This is a genomic window from Roseovarius tolerans (assembly GCF_028885395.1).
Classification (GTDB): Bacteria; Pseudomonadota; Alphaproteobacteria; order Rhodobacterales; family Rhodobacteraceae; genus Roseovarius; species Roseovarius tolerans.
The window spans coordinates 2,657,061-2,671,622 of sequence record NZ_CP118494.1 but is presented as its reverse complement, the minus strand read 5'-3'; the positions used below and the strand labels follow the sequence as shown (position 1 = coordinate 2,671,622).

Genomic DNA, 14,562 nt, shown 5'->3' with positions numbered 1-14,562 from the left:
GCTGAAAAATGGCTGATCTGAAAAAACTGGCTGAAGAGATCGTTGGTCTGACGCTTCTCGAAGCACAAGAACTGAAAACCATCCTGAAAGACGAGTACGGCATCGAGCCCGCAGCCGGTGGCGCGGTCATGATGGCGGGTCCTGCTGGCGACGCCGGCGAGGCTGCTGAAGAGCAGACCGAATTCGACGTGATCCTGAAATCCGCAGGCGCATCGAAGATCAACGTGATCAAGGAAGTTCGCGCGATCACCGGTCTGGGCCTGAAAGAAGCCAAGGACCTCGTCGAGGCCGGTGGCAAGGCCGTCAAGGAGCAGGTCTCCAAGGACGAAGCCGACGAGATCAAGGGCAAGCTGGAAGCAGCTGGCGCCGAAGTCGAACTCAAGTAATTTGCGCCGGGGTTTCCCGGAGCGAATTTGAAGGCTGGGCCCGGGAATCCGGGCCCGGCCAAACCTGTCTCAGAGAGGCCCTGCGCGGTTCGGGGCTTTTCTAAGGCGAGGTTTACAGGATCGGGAGGCCGTCATTGGGACGATGGCCGGGAATTGATCGAACCAAGCCCTCTCGGATGGCCGCGGCGCTGAGCCCCGACAGCGCGCGCGACCAGTGAGAAATGAAAGGTGACATCGACCATGGCTCAATCCTACCTTGGCCAGAAACGTTTGCGCAAATATTACGGCAAGATCCGCGAAGTGCTGGAGATGCCGAACCTCATCGAGGTTCAGAAATCCTCGTATGACCTGTTCCTGAAATCCGGCGACGAGCCCCAGCCGCTTGACGGCGAGGGGATCAAGGGCGTGTTCCAATCCGTCTTTCCGATCAAGGATTTCAACGAGACCAGCGTGCTGGAATTCGTCAGCTACGATCTGGAAAAGCCGAAATACGACGTCGAGGAGTGCATGCAGCGCGACATGACCTACAGCGCCCCGCTGAAGGTCAAGCTGCGCCTGATCGTGTTCGATGTTGATGAGGATACCGGCGCGAAGTCGGTGAAGGATATCAAGGAACAGGACGTGTTCATGGGGGATATGCCCCTGATGACGCACAACGGCACCTTCGTGGTCAACGGCACCGAGCGCGTGGTCGTGTCCCAGATGCACCGCTCTCCGGGCGTGTTCTTCGACCATGACAAGGGCAAGACCCATTCGTCGGGCAAGCTGCTGTTCACCTGCCGCATCATTCCCTATCGCGGCTCCTGGCTCGATTTCGAATTCGACGCCAAGGACATCGTGTTCGCCCGCATCGACCGCCGCCGCAAGCTGCCGGTGACGACGTTGCTCTATGCGCTCGGCCTCGATCAGGAAGGCATCATGAATGCCTATTACGACACGGTCGATTTCAAGCTGAAGAAGAAAAAGGGCTGGGTCACCAAGTTCTTCCCCGAGCGGGTGCGGGGCACCCGTCCGACCTATGACCTGATTGACGCCAAGACCGGCGAAGTGATCTTTGAAGCAAGCAAGAAGATCACCCCGCGTGCAGTCAAGCAACTGATCGACGACGGCAAGGTCACCGAGCTTCTGGTGCCGTTCGAGCATATCGTCGGCAAGTTCGTGGCGCGTGACATCATCGACGAGGAAACCGGCGCGATCCATGTCGAGGCGGGCGATGAGCTGACGCTGGAATACGACAAGGCTGGCGAGATCACCGGTGGCACCTTGCAGGCGCTGCTCGACGCCGGGATCACCGACATTCCGGTGCTGGATATCGACGGGATCAACGTGGGCCCCTATATCCGCAACACCATGGCGGCGGACAAGAACATGAACCGCGAGACCGCGCTCATGGATATCTACCGCGTTATGCGCCCCGGCGAGCCGCCCACCGAAGAGGCCTCGGCGGCGCTGTTCGAGACGCTGTTCTTCGACGCGGAGCGCTATGACCTCTCGGCTGTTGGCCGGGTCAAGATGAACATGCGTCTTAACCTCGACAAGCCCGACACGCAGCGCACGCTCGACCGCGAGGACATCGTGGCCTGCGTCAAGGCGCTGGTCGAGTTGCGCGACGGCAAGGGCGATATCGACGACATTGACCACCTCGGCAACCGCCGGGTGCGCTCGGTCGGCGAGCTGATGGAAAATCAGTATCGCGTCGGTCTGCTGCGGATGGAGCGCGCGATCAAGGAGCGGATGTCATCGGTCGAGATCGACACCGTGATGCCGCAGGACCTGATCAACGCCAAGCCTGCCGCCGCCGCTGTGCGCGAATTCTTCGGCTCGAGCCAGCTGTCGCAGTTCATGGACCAGACCAACCCGCTCTCGGAAGTGACGCACAAGCGTCGTCTTTCGGCGCTCGGGCCGGGCGGTCTGACCCGCGAGCGTGCGGGCTTTGAGGTGCGCGACGTGCATCCCACGCACTATGGCCGGATGTGTCCGATCGAAACGCCGGAAGGCCCGAATATCGGCCTGATCAACTCGCTCGCGACCTTTGCGCGGGTGAACAAGTACGGCTTTATCGAAACCCCCTACCGCAAGGTCGTGGACGGGCAGGTCACCGACGAAGTGCAATACATGTCCGCCACCGAGGAAATGCGCCACACCGTGGCGCAGGCCAACGCCAATCTCGATGACGCGGGCAAGTTCGTCAACGATCTGGTGTCGACCCGTCAGTCGGGCGAATACATGCTGGCCCCGCGCGAGCATGTGGACCTGATCGACGTCAGCCCCAAGCAGCTGGTTTCGGTTGCCGCCTCGCTCATTCCGTTCCTGGAAAACGACGACGCCAACCGTGCCCTCATGGGGTCGAACATGCAGCGTCAGGCGGTGCCGACATTGCGCGCCGAGGCCCCGCTGGTGGGCACCGGGATCGAGGGCGTTGTCGCCCGCGACTCCGGCGCTGCGATCATGGCCAAACGCGCCGGTGTGATCGACCAGGTCGATGCACAGCGGATCGTGGTGCGCGCCACCGCCGATCTCGAAATTGGCGATCCGGGCGTGGATATCTACCGCATGCGCAAGTTCCAGCGCTCGAACCAGAACAGCTGCATCAACCAGCAGCCGCTGGTCAAGGTGGGTGATACTGTCCAGAAGGGCGAGGTCATCGCCGATGGCCCCTGCACCGATATGGGCGAACTGGCGCTTGGCAAGAACGTGATCACGGCCTTCATGCCGTGGAACGGCTACAACTACGAGGACTCGATCCTGATCTCGGAGCGGATCGTGCGCGATGACGTCTTTACCTCGATCCATATCGAGGAATTCGAGGTCGCCGCCCGCGATACCAAGCTGGGGCCGGAAGAGATCACCCGTGACATTCCCAACGTCGGTGAAGAGGCGCTGCGCAACCTCGACGAGGCGGGCATCGTCTATATCGGGGCCGATGTGGAGCCGGGCGATATCCTTGTGGGCAAGATCACCCCGAAGGGCGAAAGCCCGATGACGCCGGAGGAAAAACTTCTCCGCGCGATCTTTGGCGAGAAGGCGAGCGACGTGCGCGACACGTCCCTGCGCGTCAAGCCGGGTGATTTCGGCACGGTGGTCGAGGTGCGCGTGTTCAACCGCCACGGTGTGGAAAAGGACGAGCGCGCGCTGCAGATCGAGCGCGAAGAGGTCGAGCGTCTGGCACGTGACCGTGACGACGAACTGGCGATTCTCGACCGCAACATCTATGCGCGTCTCAAATCGCTGATCCTCGGCAAGGTCGCGGTCAAGGGGCCCAAGGGCGTCAAGGCCAACTCGGACATCACCGAGGAGTTGCTGAGCACCCTGACCAAGGGTCAGTGGTGGCAGCTTGCCCTCAAGGACGAGGCTGACGCCAAGATCGTCGAGGCGCTGCACGAGCAATACGAGGCGCAAAAGCGCACGCTCGATGCCCGTTTCGAAGACAAGGTCGAGAAGGTCCGCCGCGGCGACGACCTGCCGCCGGGTGTGATGAAGATGGTCAAGGTCTTCATCGCCGTGAAGCGCAAGCTTCAGCCGGGCGACAAGATGGCCGGGCGTCACGGCAACAAGGGTGTGATCTCCAAGGTGATCCCGATCGAGGACATGCCGTTCCTTGCGGACGGCACCCCGGTCGATCTGTGCCTCAACCCACTGGGTGTGCCGTCGCGCATGAACGTGGGCCAGATCCTCGAAACCCACATGGGCTGGGCTGCGCGCGGTCTGGGTCTCAAGATCGACGAGGCGCTGCAGGAGTATCGCCGGTCCGGTGATCTGACCCCGGTCCGCGAGGCCATGCGCATCGCCTATGGCGACGATGTCTACGAAGAGGGCATCGAAGGCATGGACGAGCAGACGCTGATCGAATCCGCGGGCACCGTCACCAACGGCGTGCCGATTGCCACCCCGGTCTTTGACGGCGCGAAAGAGGGCGACGTGAACGACGCACTCACACGTGCGGGCTTTGACCAGAGCGGTCAGTCGGTGCTCTTTGACGGGCGCACGGGCGAACAGTTCTCGCGTCCCGTGACCGTGGGCATCAAGTACCTGCTGAAACTGCACCACCTTGTGGATGACAAGATCCACGCGCGCTCGACCGGGCCTTACAGCCTCGTCACGCAGCAGCCCCTGGGCGGCAAGGCGCAGTTCGGTGGTCAGCGCTTTGGTGAGATGGAGGTCTGGGCGCTCGAAGCCTATGGCGCCGCCTACACCTTGCAGGAGATGTTGACCGTCAAGTCGGACGACGTGGCGGGCCGGACCAAGGTCTATGAGAGCATCGTGAAAGGCGAGGACAATTTCGAGGCCGGTATTCCGGAATCGTTCAACGTGCTCGTCAAGGAAGTGCGCGGCCTCGGCCTCAACATGGAACTCCTGGATGCGGAGGAGGATGAGTAAGCGCAACGCGCCGGACCCTTTCAAAGGGTCCGGTCCGTTTTCTTTGCAAGAAAACGGCGTTGCCCCTCACCTCACCGCCAGCCTCTAAGGATTTGAAAATGAACCAGGAACTCACAAACAACCCGTTCAACCCCGTGGCCCCTGCCAAGGTGTTCGACGAAATCAAGGTCTCTCTGGCCAGCCCCGAGCGGATTCTGTCGTGGTCCTACGGCGAGATCAAGAAGCCCGAGACCATCAACTACCGCACGTTCAAGCCCGAGCGTGACGGTCTGTTCTGCGCGCGTATCTTTGGCCCGATCAAGGATTACGAATGCCTCTGCGGCAAGTACAAGCGCATGAAATATCGCGGCGTTGTCTGCGAGAAATGCGGCGTTGAAGTAACGCTGCAAAAGGTCCGGCGCGAGCGTATGGGCCATATCGAACTGGCCGCACCCTGCGCGCATATCTGGTTCCTGAAATCGCTGCCAAGCCGCATCGGCCTCATGCTCGACATGACGCTGCGCGATCTGGAGCGGGTGCTCTATTTCGAGAATTACGTGGTGATCGAGCCCGGTCTCACTGATCTGACCTATGGCCAGATGCTCTCGGAAGAAGAGTTCATGGATGCGCAAGACGCGTATGGCATGGACGCCTTCACCGCCAATATCGGTGCCGAGGCGATCCGCGAGATGCTGGCCAATATCGACCTCGAGAACGAGGCCGAAACCCTGCGCGCCGATCTCAAGGAAGCCACCGGCGAGCTGAAGCCCAAGAAGATCATCAAGCGCCTCAAGGTGGTTGAATCCTTCCTTGAATCCGGCAACCGCCCGGAATGGATGGTGATGACGGTCCTGCCGGTCATCCCGCCCGAGCTGCGCCCGCTGGTGCCGCTGGATGGTGGCCGTTTCGCCACCTCGGATCTCAACGACCTCTATCGCCGGGTGATCAACCGCAACAACCGTCTCAAGCGGCTGATCGAGCTGCGTGCGCCCGACATCATCGTGCGCAACGAAAAGCGGATGCTGCAGGAATCGGTCGATGCTCTGTTTGACAACGGTCGTCGCGGCAGGGTCATCACCGGTGCCAACAAGCGCCCGCTCAAGTCGCTGTCGGACATGCTCAAGGGCAAGCAGGGCCGCTTCCGCCAGAACCTTCTGGGCAAGCGGGTCGATTTCTCGGGCCGCTCGGTCATCGTGACGGGCCCGGAACTGAAACTGCATCAGTGTGGCCTGCCCAAGAAGATGGCGCTGGAACTGTTCAAGCCGTTCATCTATTCGCGGCTGGAGGCCAAGGGCCTGAGCAGCACCGTCAAACAGGCCAAGAAGCTGGTCGAGAAAGAGCGCCCTGAGGTGTGGGATATCCTCGACGAGGTGATCCGCGAGCACCCTGTCATGCTCAACCGTGCGCCGACGCTGCACCGTCTGGGCATTCAGGCCTTCGAGCCCACGCTGATCGAAGGCAAGGCGATCCAGCTTCACCCGCTGGTCTGTGCCGCCTTCAACGCCGATTTCGACGGCGACCAGATGGCTGTGCACGTGCCGCTCTCGCTGGAAGCCCAGCTTGAGGCGCGGGTGCTGATGATGTCGACCAACAACGTTCTCAGCCCTGCCAACGGCGCACCGATCATCGTGCCGTCGCAGGACATGATCCTCGGCCTCTACTATGTCACGCTGATGCGCGAAGGCATGCAGGGCGAGGGCATGATCTTTGCGTCGCTCGACGAGGTGCAGCACGCGCTTGACGCGGGTGAGGTGCATCTGCATGCCAAGATCACCGTGCGCGTGCCGCAGATCGACGAGCATGGCGACGAGGTCATGGTGCGGGTGGAAACCACGCCGGGCCGCGCGCGGCTTGGGGCGCTGCTGCCGCAGAACGCCAAGGCTCCGTTCCATCTCGTGAACCGTCTGCTGCGCAAGAAAGAGGTGCAGCAGGTGATCGACACCGTCTACCGTTACTGCGGTCAGAAGGAATCGGTCATCTTCTGCGACCAGATCATGACCATGGGCTTCCGCGAGGCGTTCAAGGCCGGGATTTCCTTCGGCAAGGATGACATGGTGATCCCTGATGGCAAGTGGACCATCGTCGAGGAGACCCGCACGAACGTCAAAGGGTTCGAGCAGCAATACATGGATGGCCTGATCACTCAGGGTGAGAAATACAACAAGGTCGTCGATGCCTGGTCGAAGTGTAACGACGAGGTCACCGAGGCGATGATGGGCTCGATCTCTGCCGAGCGCCGGGACGAAGCCGGTGCCGTGATGGAGCCGAACTCGGTCTACATGATGGCGCACTCCGGTGCCCGTGGCTCGGTCACGCAGATGAAACAGCTGGGCGGCATGCGCGGCCTGATGGCCAAGCCGAACGGCGACATCATCGAGACGCCGATCATCTCGAACTTCAAGGAAGGTCTGACCGTTCTTGAATACTTCAACTCGACGCACGGTGCCCGCAAGGGCCTGTCGGACACGGCTCTGAAAACCGCGAACTCGGGCTACCTCACGCGGCGTCTGGTGGACGTGGCTCAGGACTGCATCGTGCGCGAGCACGACTGCGGCACCGAGCGTGCGGTCACCGTCGAGGCGGCGGTGAATGACGGCGAGATCGTGGCGTCGCTGGCCGAGCGTTGCCTTGGCCGCGTGGTGGCCGAGGACATCGTCGATCCGCTGAGCGACCGGGTGCTCGCCTCCAAGGGCGATCTCATCGACGAGCGCATGGCCGATTCGCTGGAAGAGGCCGCGGTGCAGACGGTGCGCCTGCGCTCGCCGCTGACCTGTGAGGCCGAGGATGGGGTCTGCGCGATGTGCTACGGCCGTGACCTTGCACGCGGCACGATGGTCAATATCGGCGAGGCTGTCGGCATCATCGCCGCGCAGTCGATCGGCGAGCCGGGCACGCAGCTGACGATGCGGACGTTCCACATCGGCGGCGTGGCACAGGGTGGCCAGCAATCCTTCCTCGAGGCAAGTCAGGAAGGGGTGATCGAATATGAGCAGCCCCAGACGCTGGAGAACTCGAGCGGCGAGATGCTGGTCATGGGCCGGAACATGAAGATCCGGATTCTTGGCGACAAGGGTGTCGAACTGGCCAGCCACAAGGTGGGCTACGGCACCAAGCTTTTCGTCAAGGAAGGCGACAAGGTCGTGCGCGGTCAGAAGCTGTTCGAATGGGACCCCTACACCCTGCCGATCCTGGCCGAGAAATCCGGTATGGCGAAATTCGTCGATCTCACCTCGGGCGTCTCGGTCCGCGATGTGACCGACGAGGCCACCGGCATGACCCAGAAGATCGTGACCGACTGGCGCGCCGCGCCGCGTGGCAACGAGCTCAAGCCCGAAATCTTCATCGTGGGCGAGGATGGCGAGCCGATGCGCAACGATGCGGGCAACCCGGTGATCTATCCGATGTCCGTCGATGCGATCCTGTCGGTTGAAGAAGGCCAGCAGGTTCAGGCGGGTGACGTGGTCGCGCGCATTCCGCGCGAGGGTGGCAAGACCAAGGACATCACCGGCGGTCTGCCGCGTGTGGCCGAACTCTTCGAGGCGCGCCGCCCCAAGGATCACGCGATCATCGCGGAAATCGACGGCTACGTTCGCTATGGGCGCGACTACAAGAACAAGCGCCGCATTTCGATCGAGCCTGCCGATGACAGCCTGGAGCCCGTCGAATACATGGTGCCCAAGGGCAAGCACATTCCCGTTCAGGAAGGTGATTATGTCCAGAAGGGTGACTACATCATGGACGGCAACCCCGCGCCGCATGACATCCTCGGCATCATGGGCGTCGAGGCGCTGGCCAACTACATGATCGACGAGGTGCAGGAGGTCTACCGTCTGCAAGGCGTGAAGATCAACGACAAGCACATCGAGGTCATCGTGCGCCAGATGCTCCAGAAATGGGAGATCCAGGACTCGGGCGATACCACGCTGCTCAAGGGTGAGCATGTCGACAAGATCGAGTTCGACGAGGCCAATGCCAAGGCAGAGGCCAAGGGTGGGCGTCCCGCCAAGGGCGAGCCGATCCTGCTGGGCATCACCAAGGCGTCGTTGCAGACCCGGTCGTTCATCTCGGCGGCGTCGTTCCAGGAGACCACCCGCGTGCTGACCGAAGCCTCGGTGCAGGGCAAGCGCGACAAGCTGGTGGGCCTCAAGGAAAACGTCATCGTGGGTCGCCTGATCCCGGCGGGCACGGGCCGTGCCACGCAGGAAATGCGCCGCATTGCGCAGTCGCGTGACAATGTCGTCATCGAGGCGCGTCAGGAAGAGGCCGCTGCAGCAGCGGCACTGGCCGCTCCGGTGGTGGAAGACGATGTGGTCGGTGGCGACGAGTTCGACAATTTCGTCGAAACGCCGGAGAGCCGCGACGATTGATCGTCTCGTGACGGAAACTCAGGAAAAAGCCCGGCCATCTGGCCGGGCTTTTTTTTCGTGTCAGGACGTTCAGGCGGATTGCTCGGTTCTGAAGCCACGCATGCTGCGATGTCGCGGCACGAGGATGCAACATTGTTCAACCCGCCTGCATTGGTGGGTGCCGCTTTCATTCAATGAAAGCGGACCGAAATCTTTTCAAGATTTCGGGGCTTCGCCCGTCTGTCTCGCACATAGCTCATCTAGCGGGATATGGCAGCGGATGACATGGCCGTCGCCCGCCTGCTGAGCGGGGGGCGTGTCGGTGTCGCAGATCGTCCCGCATTTCACCGGGCACCGCCGCTGGAACGGGCAGCCATGCGCGGGGGGTGCCAGTTCCGCCACATCATCAGCCATCAGACGCGGCGCGTGATCGGGGTCGGGCGTCAGCACGGCGTTGAGCAGCACCGACGTGTAGGGATGTGACGGGCTGCCATAGACCGCCGCCGCCGGGCCGAATTCGCAGATCCGCCCCTGATAGAGCACCGCCACGCGGTCCGACAGCGCCCGAACCACCGTCAGGTCATGGCTGACAAACACGAAGGCTGTCTTGTGCGCCGCCTTGAGTTCGTTGAGCAGGTCGAGAACGGCGGCCTGCACCGAGACATCAAGCGCCGAGGTGATCTCGTCGCAGAGCACGATCTCGGGCCCGGCGGCAAAGGCACGGGCTACCGCCACACGCTGTTTCTCGCCGCCCGAGAGCTGACCGGGACGCCGGTCGAGGTAAGGCGCACCAAGCCGCACGGTGTCGAGCAGTTCCACCGCCCGCGCGCGCAGGGCACTATCCGTCAGTCCGAAATAGAGCCGCAGCGGTTGCGCGAGGATTTCGGCCACCGACTGGCGCGGGTTGAGGCTGTCATCGGGGTTCTGGAAAATCATCTGGATGCGACGCAGCTGATCGGGGCGGCGGCTCTCCACGGTCAAAGGCAGGGCGGTGCCGTCCCCAAGCGTGATCTGGCCCGAGGCGGGGGGCAGCAGCCCGGCAATCGCCTTGAGAATGGTCGATTTGCCGCTGCCCGACTCGCCGACCAGGCCGATTGTCTCACCCTGCCGCAGATGCAGGTCGATGCCGTCCACCGTGGCGGGCGGGCGTGGCGCACCGCGCAGCCGCTCGAACATCCCGGGCCGATCATAGCGGATCGACAGCCCCGCCAGATCGAGCGCGCAGGGGCTGTCCTCGGGACAGCCATGCGGCTGCGTGCCTGCCTGATCCCCGGTGATTTCATTCACCATGTCGGGGTACAGACAGCGGCTCATCTGATCCGCGCCGCCTGCGATCATCGGCGGGGTGGCGGCGCGGCAGTCCTCGGTGGCCAGCGCACAGCGCGGTGCGAAGGTACAGCCCTCGCGCGGCTCGCCCGGTCCGGGCGGGCGACCGTCAAGGGCACGTGGCAAGGTTTTCTCGCCCAGACGCGGGATCGACGCCAGCAGCCCGCGCGCATAGGGATGTGCCGGGTCGCGCAGCACCGCGCGGGTCGGCCCCTCCAGCACTGTCTCTCCGGCATAGAGCACCTGCACCCGGTCGCAGACCCGCGCGATCACGCCCAGATCGTGGCTGACATAGACCATCGCCATGTTGCGGGACTGGGCCAGATCGCGCAGTAAGTCGAGGATATGCGCCTGCGTGGTGACATCGAGGCCCGTGGTCGGCTCGTCGAGCAGCAGGGCATCGGGTTCGCCCGCAAGCGCCATGGCAATCGCAACCCGCTGTTGCTGTCCGCCCGATAGCTCGTGCGGGTAGCGGCGCAGGATCGCCTCGGGGTCGGGCAGGCGCACCTGTGCCAGCAGGTCACGCGCGCGGGTCGCATGCTGGCCATCGGGCAGGTCGCAATGCAGGTGCAGCGCCTCGCGGATCTGCGTGCCGATCCGCATCGTGGGGGTCAGTGCCTGACCGGAATTCTGCGGGATCAGCCCCAGTTGACCGCCCCTGATCTGGGCCAGCTCCGCCGGGCGGCGCGCGAACATCTCGGCCCCGTCATAGATCACGTCGCCCGATATCTTTTGCAGCCCATGCTTGAGATAGCCCATGGCCGCGAGCGCCAGCGTGCTCTTGCCCGATCCGCTTTCGCCGACGATGCCGACGCTCTCGCCCCGGCAGACCGTCAGATCGACCTCGTGCAGCACCGGCAGCATCGCGCCCGCGCGCCCGCGAAACCCAACGCAGAGCTTTCGGATGTCTATCAGGGGCGGCGGGCCTGCCATGTCAGATCACCGCCTTGCGGCTGTGGTCGAGCCCGAGAGTCTTGGCCAGCGCATCGGCGCTGAGATTGATCCCGATGATCAGGGTCGACAGGGCGATGACCGGCGCGATCACCCCCAATGGCGCCAGCGACATGTAGACCCGCGCATCCGAGATCATCAGCCCCCAGTCGGGTTTGGGGGGCGAGACGCCAAAGCCCAGAAAGGACAGTGCCGAGAACCCCAGCAGCATCCACGACCAGCGCATCGCGCCCTCGACCAGCAAGGTGTCGGTCACGTTGGGCAATAGCTCGCGCCGCACGATGTCGAGCGGGCGGTGCCCGCGTGCCCGCGCCGCCGAAACGAAATCGCGCGCCACCACCTCATGCGCCGCCGCCCGGGCCACGCGGATCACCGGGATGCCGAAGAAAAACGCCAGCGTCGGCATCAGCACCTCGCCGCCGCTGCCAAAGACGGTGATCAGCACCAAGAGCGGCAAAATGCCCGGCAGGGCCAGGAACGCATCGACCAGACGCATCGCGATCTCGTCGCGCCAGCCGCCCTTGAGGCCGAGATAAACCCCCAATAGCCCGCCCCAGATCAGCGCGACGGGGGTGGCCGTACCGGTGACCAGCAGCGCCTCGCGCCCGCCCAGCATCACGCGTGTCAGCACGTCGCGCCCGAGATGATCGGTGCCCAGCCAATGCGCAGGCGACGGACCCGCCAGCGTGATCGTGGCATCCATCGCCATGTAGTCGAACGGCACGATCCACGGGCTGAGGACCGCCAGCGCCAGATGAAACGCCACCAGCGTGAGCCCGATCGCGCCCGAGGGCCGCGCCATCATGGCGCGCAATATCTCCAGAATGCGCAGGCTCCGCAGGGCAGGGGTGGTGGTGCTCATGCGCCCCTCTCTTGGTGACTGCGCAGACGCGGGTTGAGCGCGAGGCTGAGGATGTCGGCCACAAGGTTCACCCCCACATAGGTGATCGCCACGATCATCGTGATTGCCTGAACCACCGGCAGATCGCGGTCGGAAATGGCATCGACCAGGAGCCGCCCGAGGCCCGGATAGTTGAACACCACCTCCACCACAACGACCCCGCCCAGGAGCCACGCGACGGTCAGTGCGATCACGTTGATTGCGGGTAAAAGTGCATTTGGCAGGGCGTGCCGAAAGACGATGCGCCAGTAGGGCACGCCCTTGAGCGTGGCCATCTGAACGTAATCGCCCGCCATCACCTCGATCATCGAGGCGCGTACCATGCGCATGACATGTGCGATCATCAGCATGGTCAGAACGGTCGAGGCGAGGATGAACTCGGGGAAGAACTCCAGCGGTGGGGCGTCGGCGGGGGTGAGCACGATGGCAGGCACCCAGCCGAGCCAGATCGCGAAGATCAGGATCAGGATTGTGGCGGCGACGAATTCGGGGATGGTCATGGCAAAGATCGCCCCGGTCGAGAACAGGATGTCCGGCCAGCGGTCACGCCACAGACCGGCGATCACCCCTAGGAAGATGGCAAGCGGTATGCCCACGCCGAGCGCCCCCGCCGCCAGCAGCAGCGAGTTGCGCAGCCGGTAGCCCACCAGTTCGGCGATCCGTTCCTGGCCATTTGCCGACAGCCCGAAATCGCCGGTGAGGATACCGCCCGACCAGTCGAGATAGCGCGTCAGTGCGGGTGTGGTCAGCCCCATCACCTCGCGGCATTTTGCGAGCGCTTCGCCATGTGCGTCCCGCTCCAGAATGGCGGTGCAGGCATCCCCCGGCAGCGCCTCGACGCCCAGAAAGATGATCACGGAGACAAGCCAGACCGTGACCAGCCCGAGGGCCAGGCGCCTGATGATCAAGGCCAGCATCTATCCGTGTCTCCCCAGAAACGCGCCGCGAGTGTCCGGGCAAGCCTAGACCAGCCCGCGCGCCTGCGTCGAGAGTTTCCTGCAGGTGACGCGGGGACGTGAACATGCGTGCGCGCACGGGTTTGGCGTCTTTGTGTGGAACGGTTGAAACCTGACACAGCGTCTCGAGTGTTAATGACCGCGCGCTGCGCGGGTGGGTTTACTGGCCTGGAGTTTCCGTTGGATCAAAGCACCCGCGCGATACGCGGTCGAAGATCGCCGCGCATCGCCGGGCCGCCCCCCGGCACGGCGATTTGGCTGCAAACTGCGCATCGCTGGATGTTTTCCCGAATTGGCAGAGATAAAATTCTTCCGAACAAGCGTAGCATTGCCGTACCGCGGCCCGTCGATGCGCGGCTCACGGCAACGGCAGCTTCAGGACATCCCAACCCTCAAGGTTATTCAGACAATCGGTTGCAAAGCCGGGGGCACGGGCCGCCAAACCCTGATCGAGGCGGTCAAGGGGGCGGGATGCAGATCTTGCTCTTGGCCCGGGTGGTGAACACTAAGTCCGCATGCGCCACGCGCGCCATGCCAGACCCGGCAGGATCAGCGCGCAGCGCGTATAGCGCAGGAACAGGCGGCGCGGATCGCTCAGCATGCGCCAGAGCCATTCCATCGCGATGCGCCGCAACCGGAGCGGCGCACGCCGCTGTCGCCCGGCGATGAAATCGAGCCCGGCACCGATGCTGGCAAAGCCCATATGCGGCAGGACCGCATAGGCGCGGGCGGCGAAGATTTCCTGTTTCGGTGCGCCAAGGGCGACAAGGCACAGCCCCGCGCCCGACGTCTCAAGCGCCTTGATTACGTCCGCACCCTGATCGCCGAGTGGCGAAAATCCCATTGGCGGTGCGATCCGCACGGCGATCTCCAGCCCCGGTACGCGCGCGCGAAGACTGTCCTCCGCCCCCTGCAGGGCGGTCTCGGTGCTGCCGACAAGGGCCAGCGGCGTGCCGGTCTCGGCGGCGATACGCGCCAGCGGTTCGATCAGGTCAGAGCCGGTCACCAGTTCCACCGGGGCTCCGGCCAGCCGCGACAGCCACACCACGGGATTGCCATCGGCCACGACGAAGTCATGCCGGGCATAGGCGTCGAGAAACTCCCGGTCGCGCGGCAGTTTCACCAGATGATCGAGATTGATCGTCGCGAGCGCAAACCCGCGTCTGGTGCGCAGTCGGTCGGACAGGTCGGCCAGCAGCCCCGCGCGGGTGCGCGGCGCGATGTGGAGCGTTCGGTCGTGAATGCGAAAGTCCAAAAGTGGCGTCCCGATAGCTGTCTGACCCGTCTGCTATAGCAGGGCTGGGTTCAGACTGCGGCGAAATCGCGGGAATTTCAGGATT

The 14,562-nt window shown here is 63.5% G+C and carries 7 protein-coding genes; 3 read left to right on the top strand and 4 right to left on the bottom strand.

Annotated elements, in window-relative coordinates:
• Positions 1–8: 8 nt before the first annotated feature.
• The 3 genes from rplL to rpoC all read left to right on the top strand — a co-directional run bounded on the left by rplL (position 9) and on the right by rpoC (position 9,109).
• Positions 9–386: a 50S ribosomal protein L7/L12 gene (gene rplL / locus PVU19_RS13135; RefSeq protein WP_050663726.1), complete on the top strand. Its 378-nt coding sequence runs from the start codon at positions 9–11 to the stop codon at positions 384–386.
• A 240-nt stretch (positions 387–626) separates the two neighbouring features.
• On the top strand, positions 627–4,763 hold the full coding sequence (rpoB, locus tag PVU19_RS13130; RefSeq protein ID WP_050663725.1) for a DNA-directed RNA polymerase subunit beta: 4,137 nt from the start codon (positions 627–629) through the stop codon (positions 4,761–4,763).
• A gap of 98 nt (positions 4,764–4,861) precedes the next feature.
• Positions 4,862–9,109, top strand: coding sequence for a DNA-directed RNA polymerase subunit beta' (rpoC, locus tag PVU19_RS13125; protein ID WP_050663724.1), 4,248 nt, complete (start codon positions 4,862–4,864; stop codon positions 9,107–9,109).
• Between the two features lie 195 nt (positions 9,110–9,304).
• Here rpoC and PVU19_RS13120 read toward each other — a convergent pair whose 3' ends face one another.
• From PVU19_RS13120 to PVU19_RS13105, 4 genes are all read right to left on the bottom strand, one after another.
• Positions 9,305–11,347: a dipeptide ABC transporter ATP-binding protein gene (locus PVU19_RS13120; protein WP_050663723.1), complete on the bottom strand. Its 2,043-nt coding sequence runs from the start codon at positions 11,345–11,347 to the stop codon at positions 9,305–9,307.
• 1 nt (position 11,348) lies between these two features.
• Positions 11,349–12,227, bottom strand: a complete 879-nt coding sequence (locus PVU19_RS13115; protein WP_050663722.1) for an ABC transporter permease — start codon at positions 12,225–12,227, stop codon at positions 11,349–11,351.
• Positions 12,224–13,183 carry an ABC transporter permease gene (locus PVU19_RS13110; RefSeq protein WP_050663721.1) on the bottom strand — a complete coding sequence of 320 codons (960 nt, stop codon included), beginning with the start codon at positions 13,181–13,183 and terminating at the stop codon, positions 12,224–12,226. The genes PVU19_RS13115 and PVU19_RS13110 overlap by 4 nt, the downstream gene beginning before the upstream one ends.
• A gap of 544 nt (positions 13,184–13,727) precedes the next feature.
• Positions 13,728–14,477, bottom strand: coding sequence for a WecB/TagA/CpsF family glycosyltransferase (locus tag PVU19_RS13105; RefSeq protein WP_050663720.1), 750 nt, complete (start codon positions 14,475–14,477; stop codon positions 13,728–13,730).
• Positions 14,478–14,562 lie beyond the last annotated feature (85 nt).

What these genes read in the sequence shown, in the direction of transcription:
- rplL (WP_050663726.1), top strand. Translation starts at nt 9, where the DNA reads ATGGCTGATCTGAAAAAACTGGCTGAAGAGATCGTTGGTCTGACGCTT.
- rpoB (WP_050663725.1), top strand. Translation starts at nt 627, where the DNA reads ATGGCTCAATCCTACCTTGGCCAGAAACGTTTGCGCAAATATTACGGC.
- rpoC (WP_050663724.1), top strand. Translation starts at nt 4,862, where the DNA reads ATGAACCAGGAACTCACAAACAACCCGTTCAACCCCGTGGCCCCTGCC.
- PVU19_RS13120 (WP_050663723.1), bottom strand. Translation starts at nt 11,347, where the DNA reads ATGGCAGGCCCGCCGCCCCTGATAGACATCCGAAAGCTCTGCGTTGGG.
- PVU19_RS13115 (WP_050663722.1), bottom strand. Translation starts at nt 12,227, where the DNA reads ATGAGCACCACCACCCCTGCCCTGCGGAGCCTGCGCATTCTGGAGATA.
- PVU19_RS13110 (WP_050663721.1), bottom strand. Translation starts at nt 13,183, where the DNA reads ATGCTGGCCTTGATCATCAGGCGCCTGGCCCTCGGGCTGGTCACGGTC.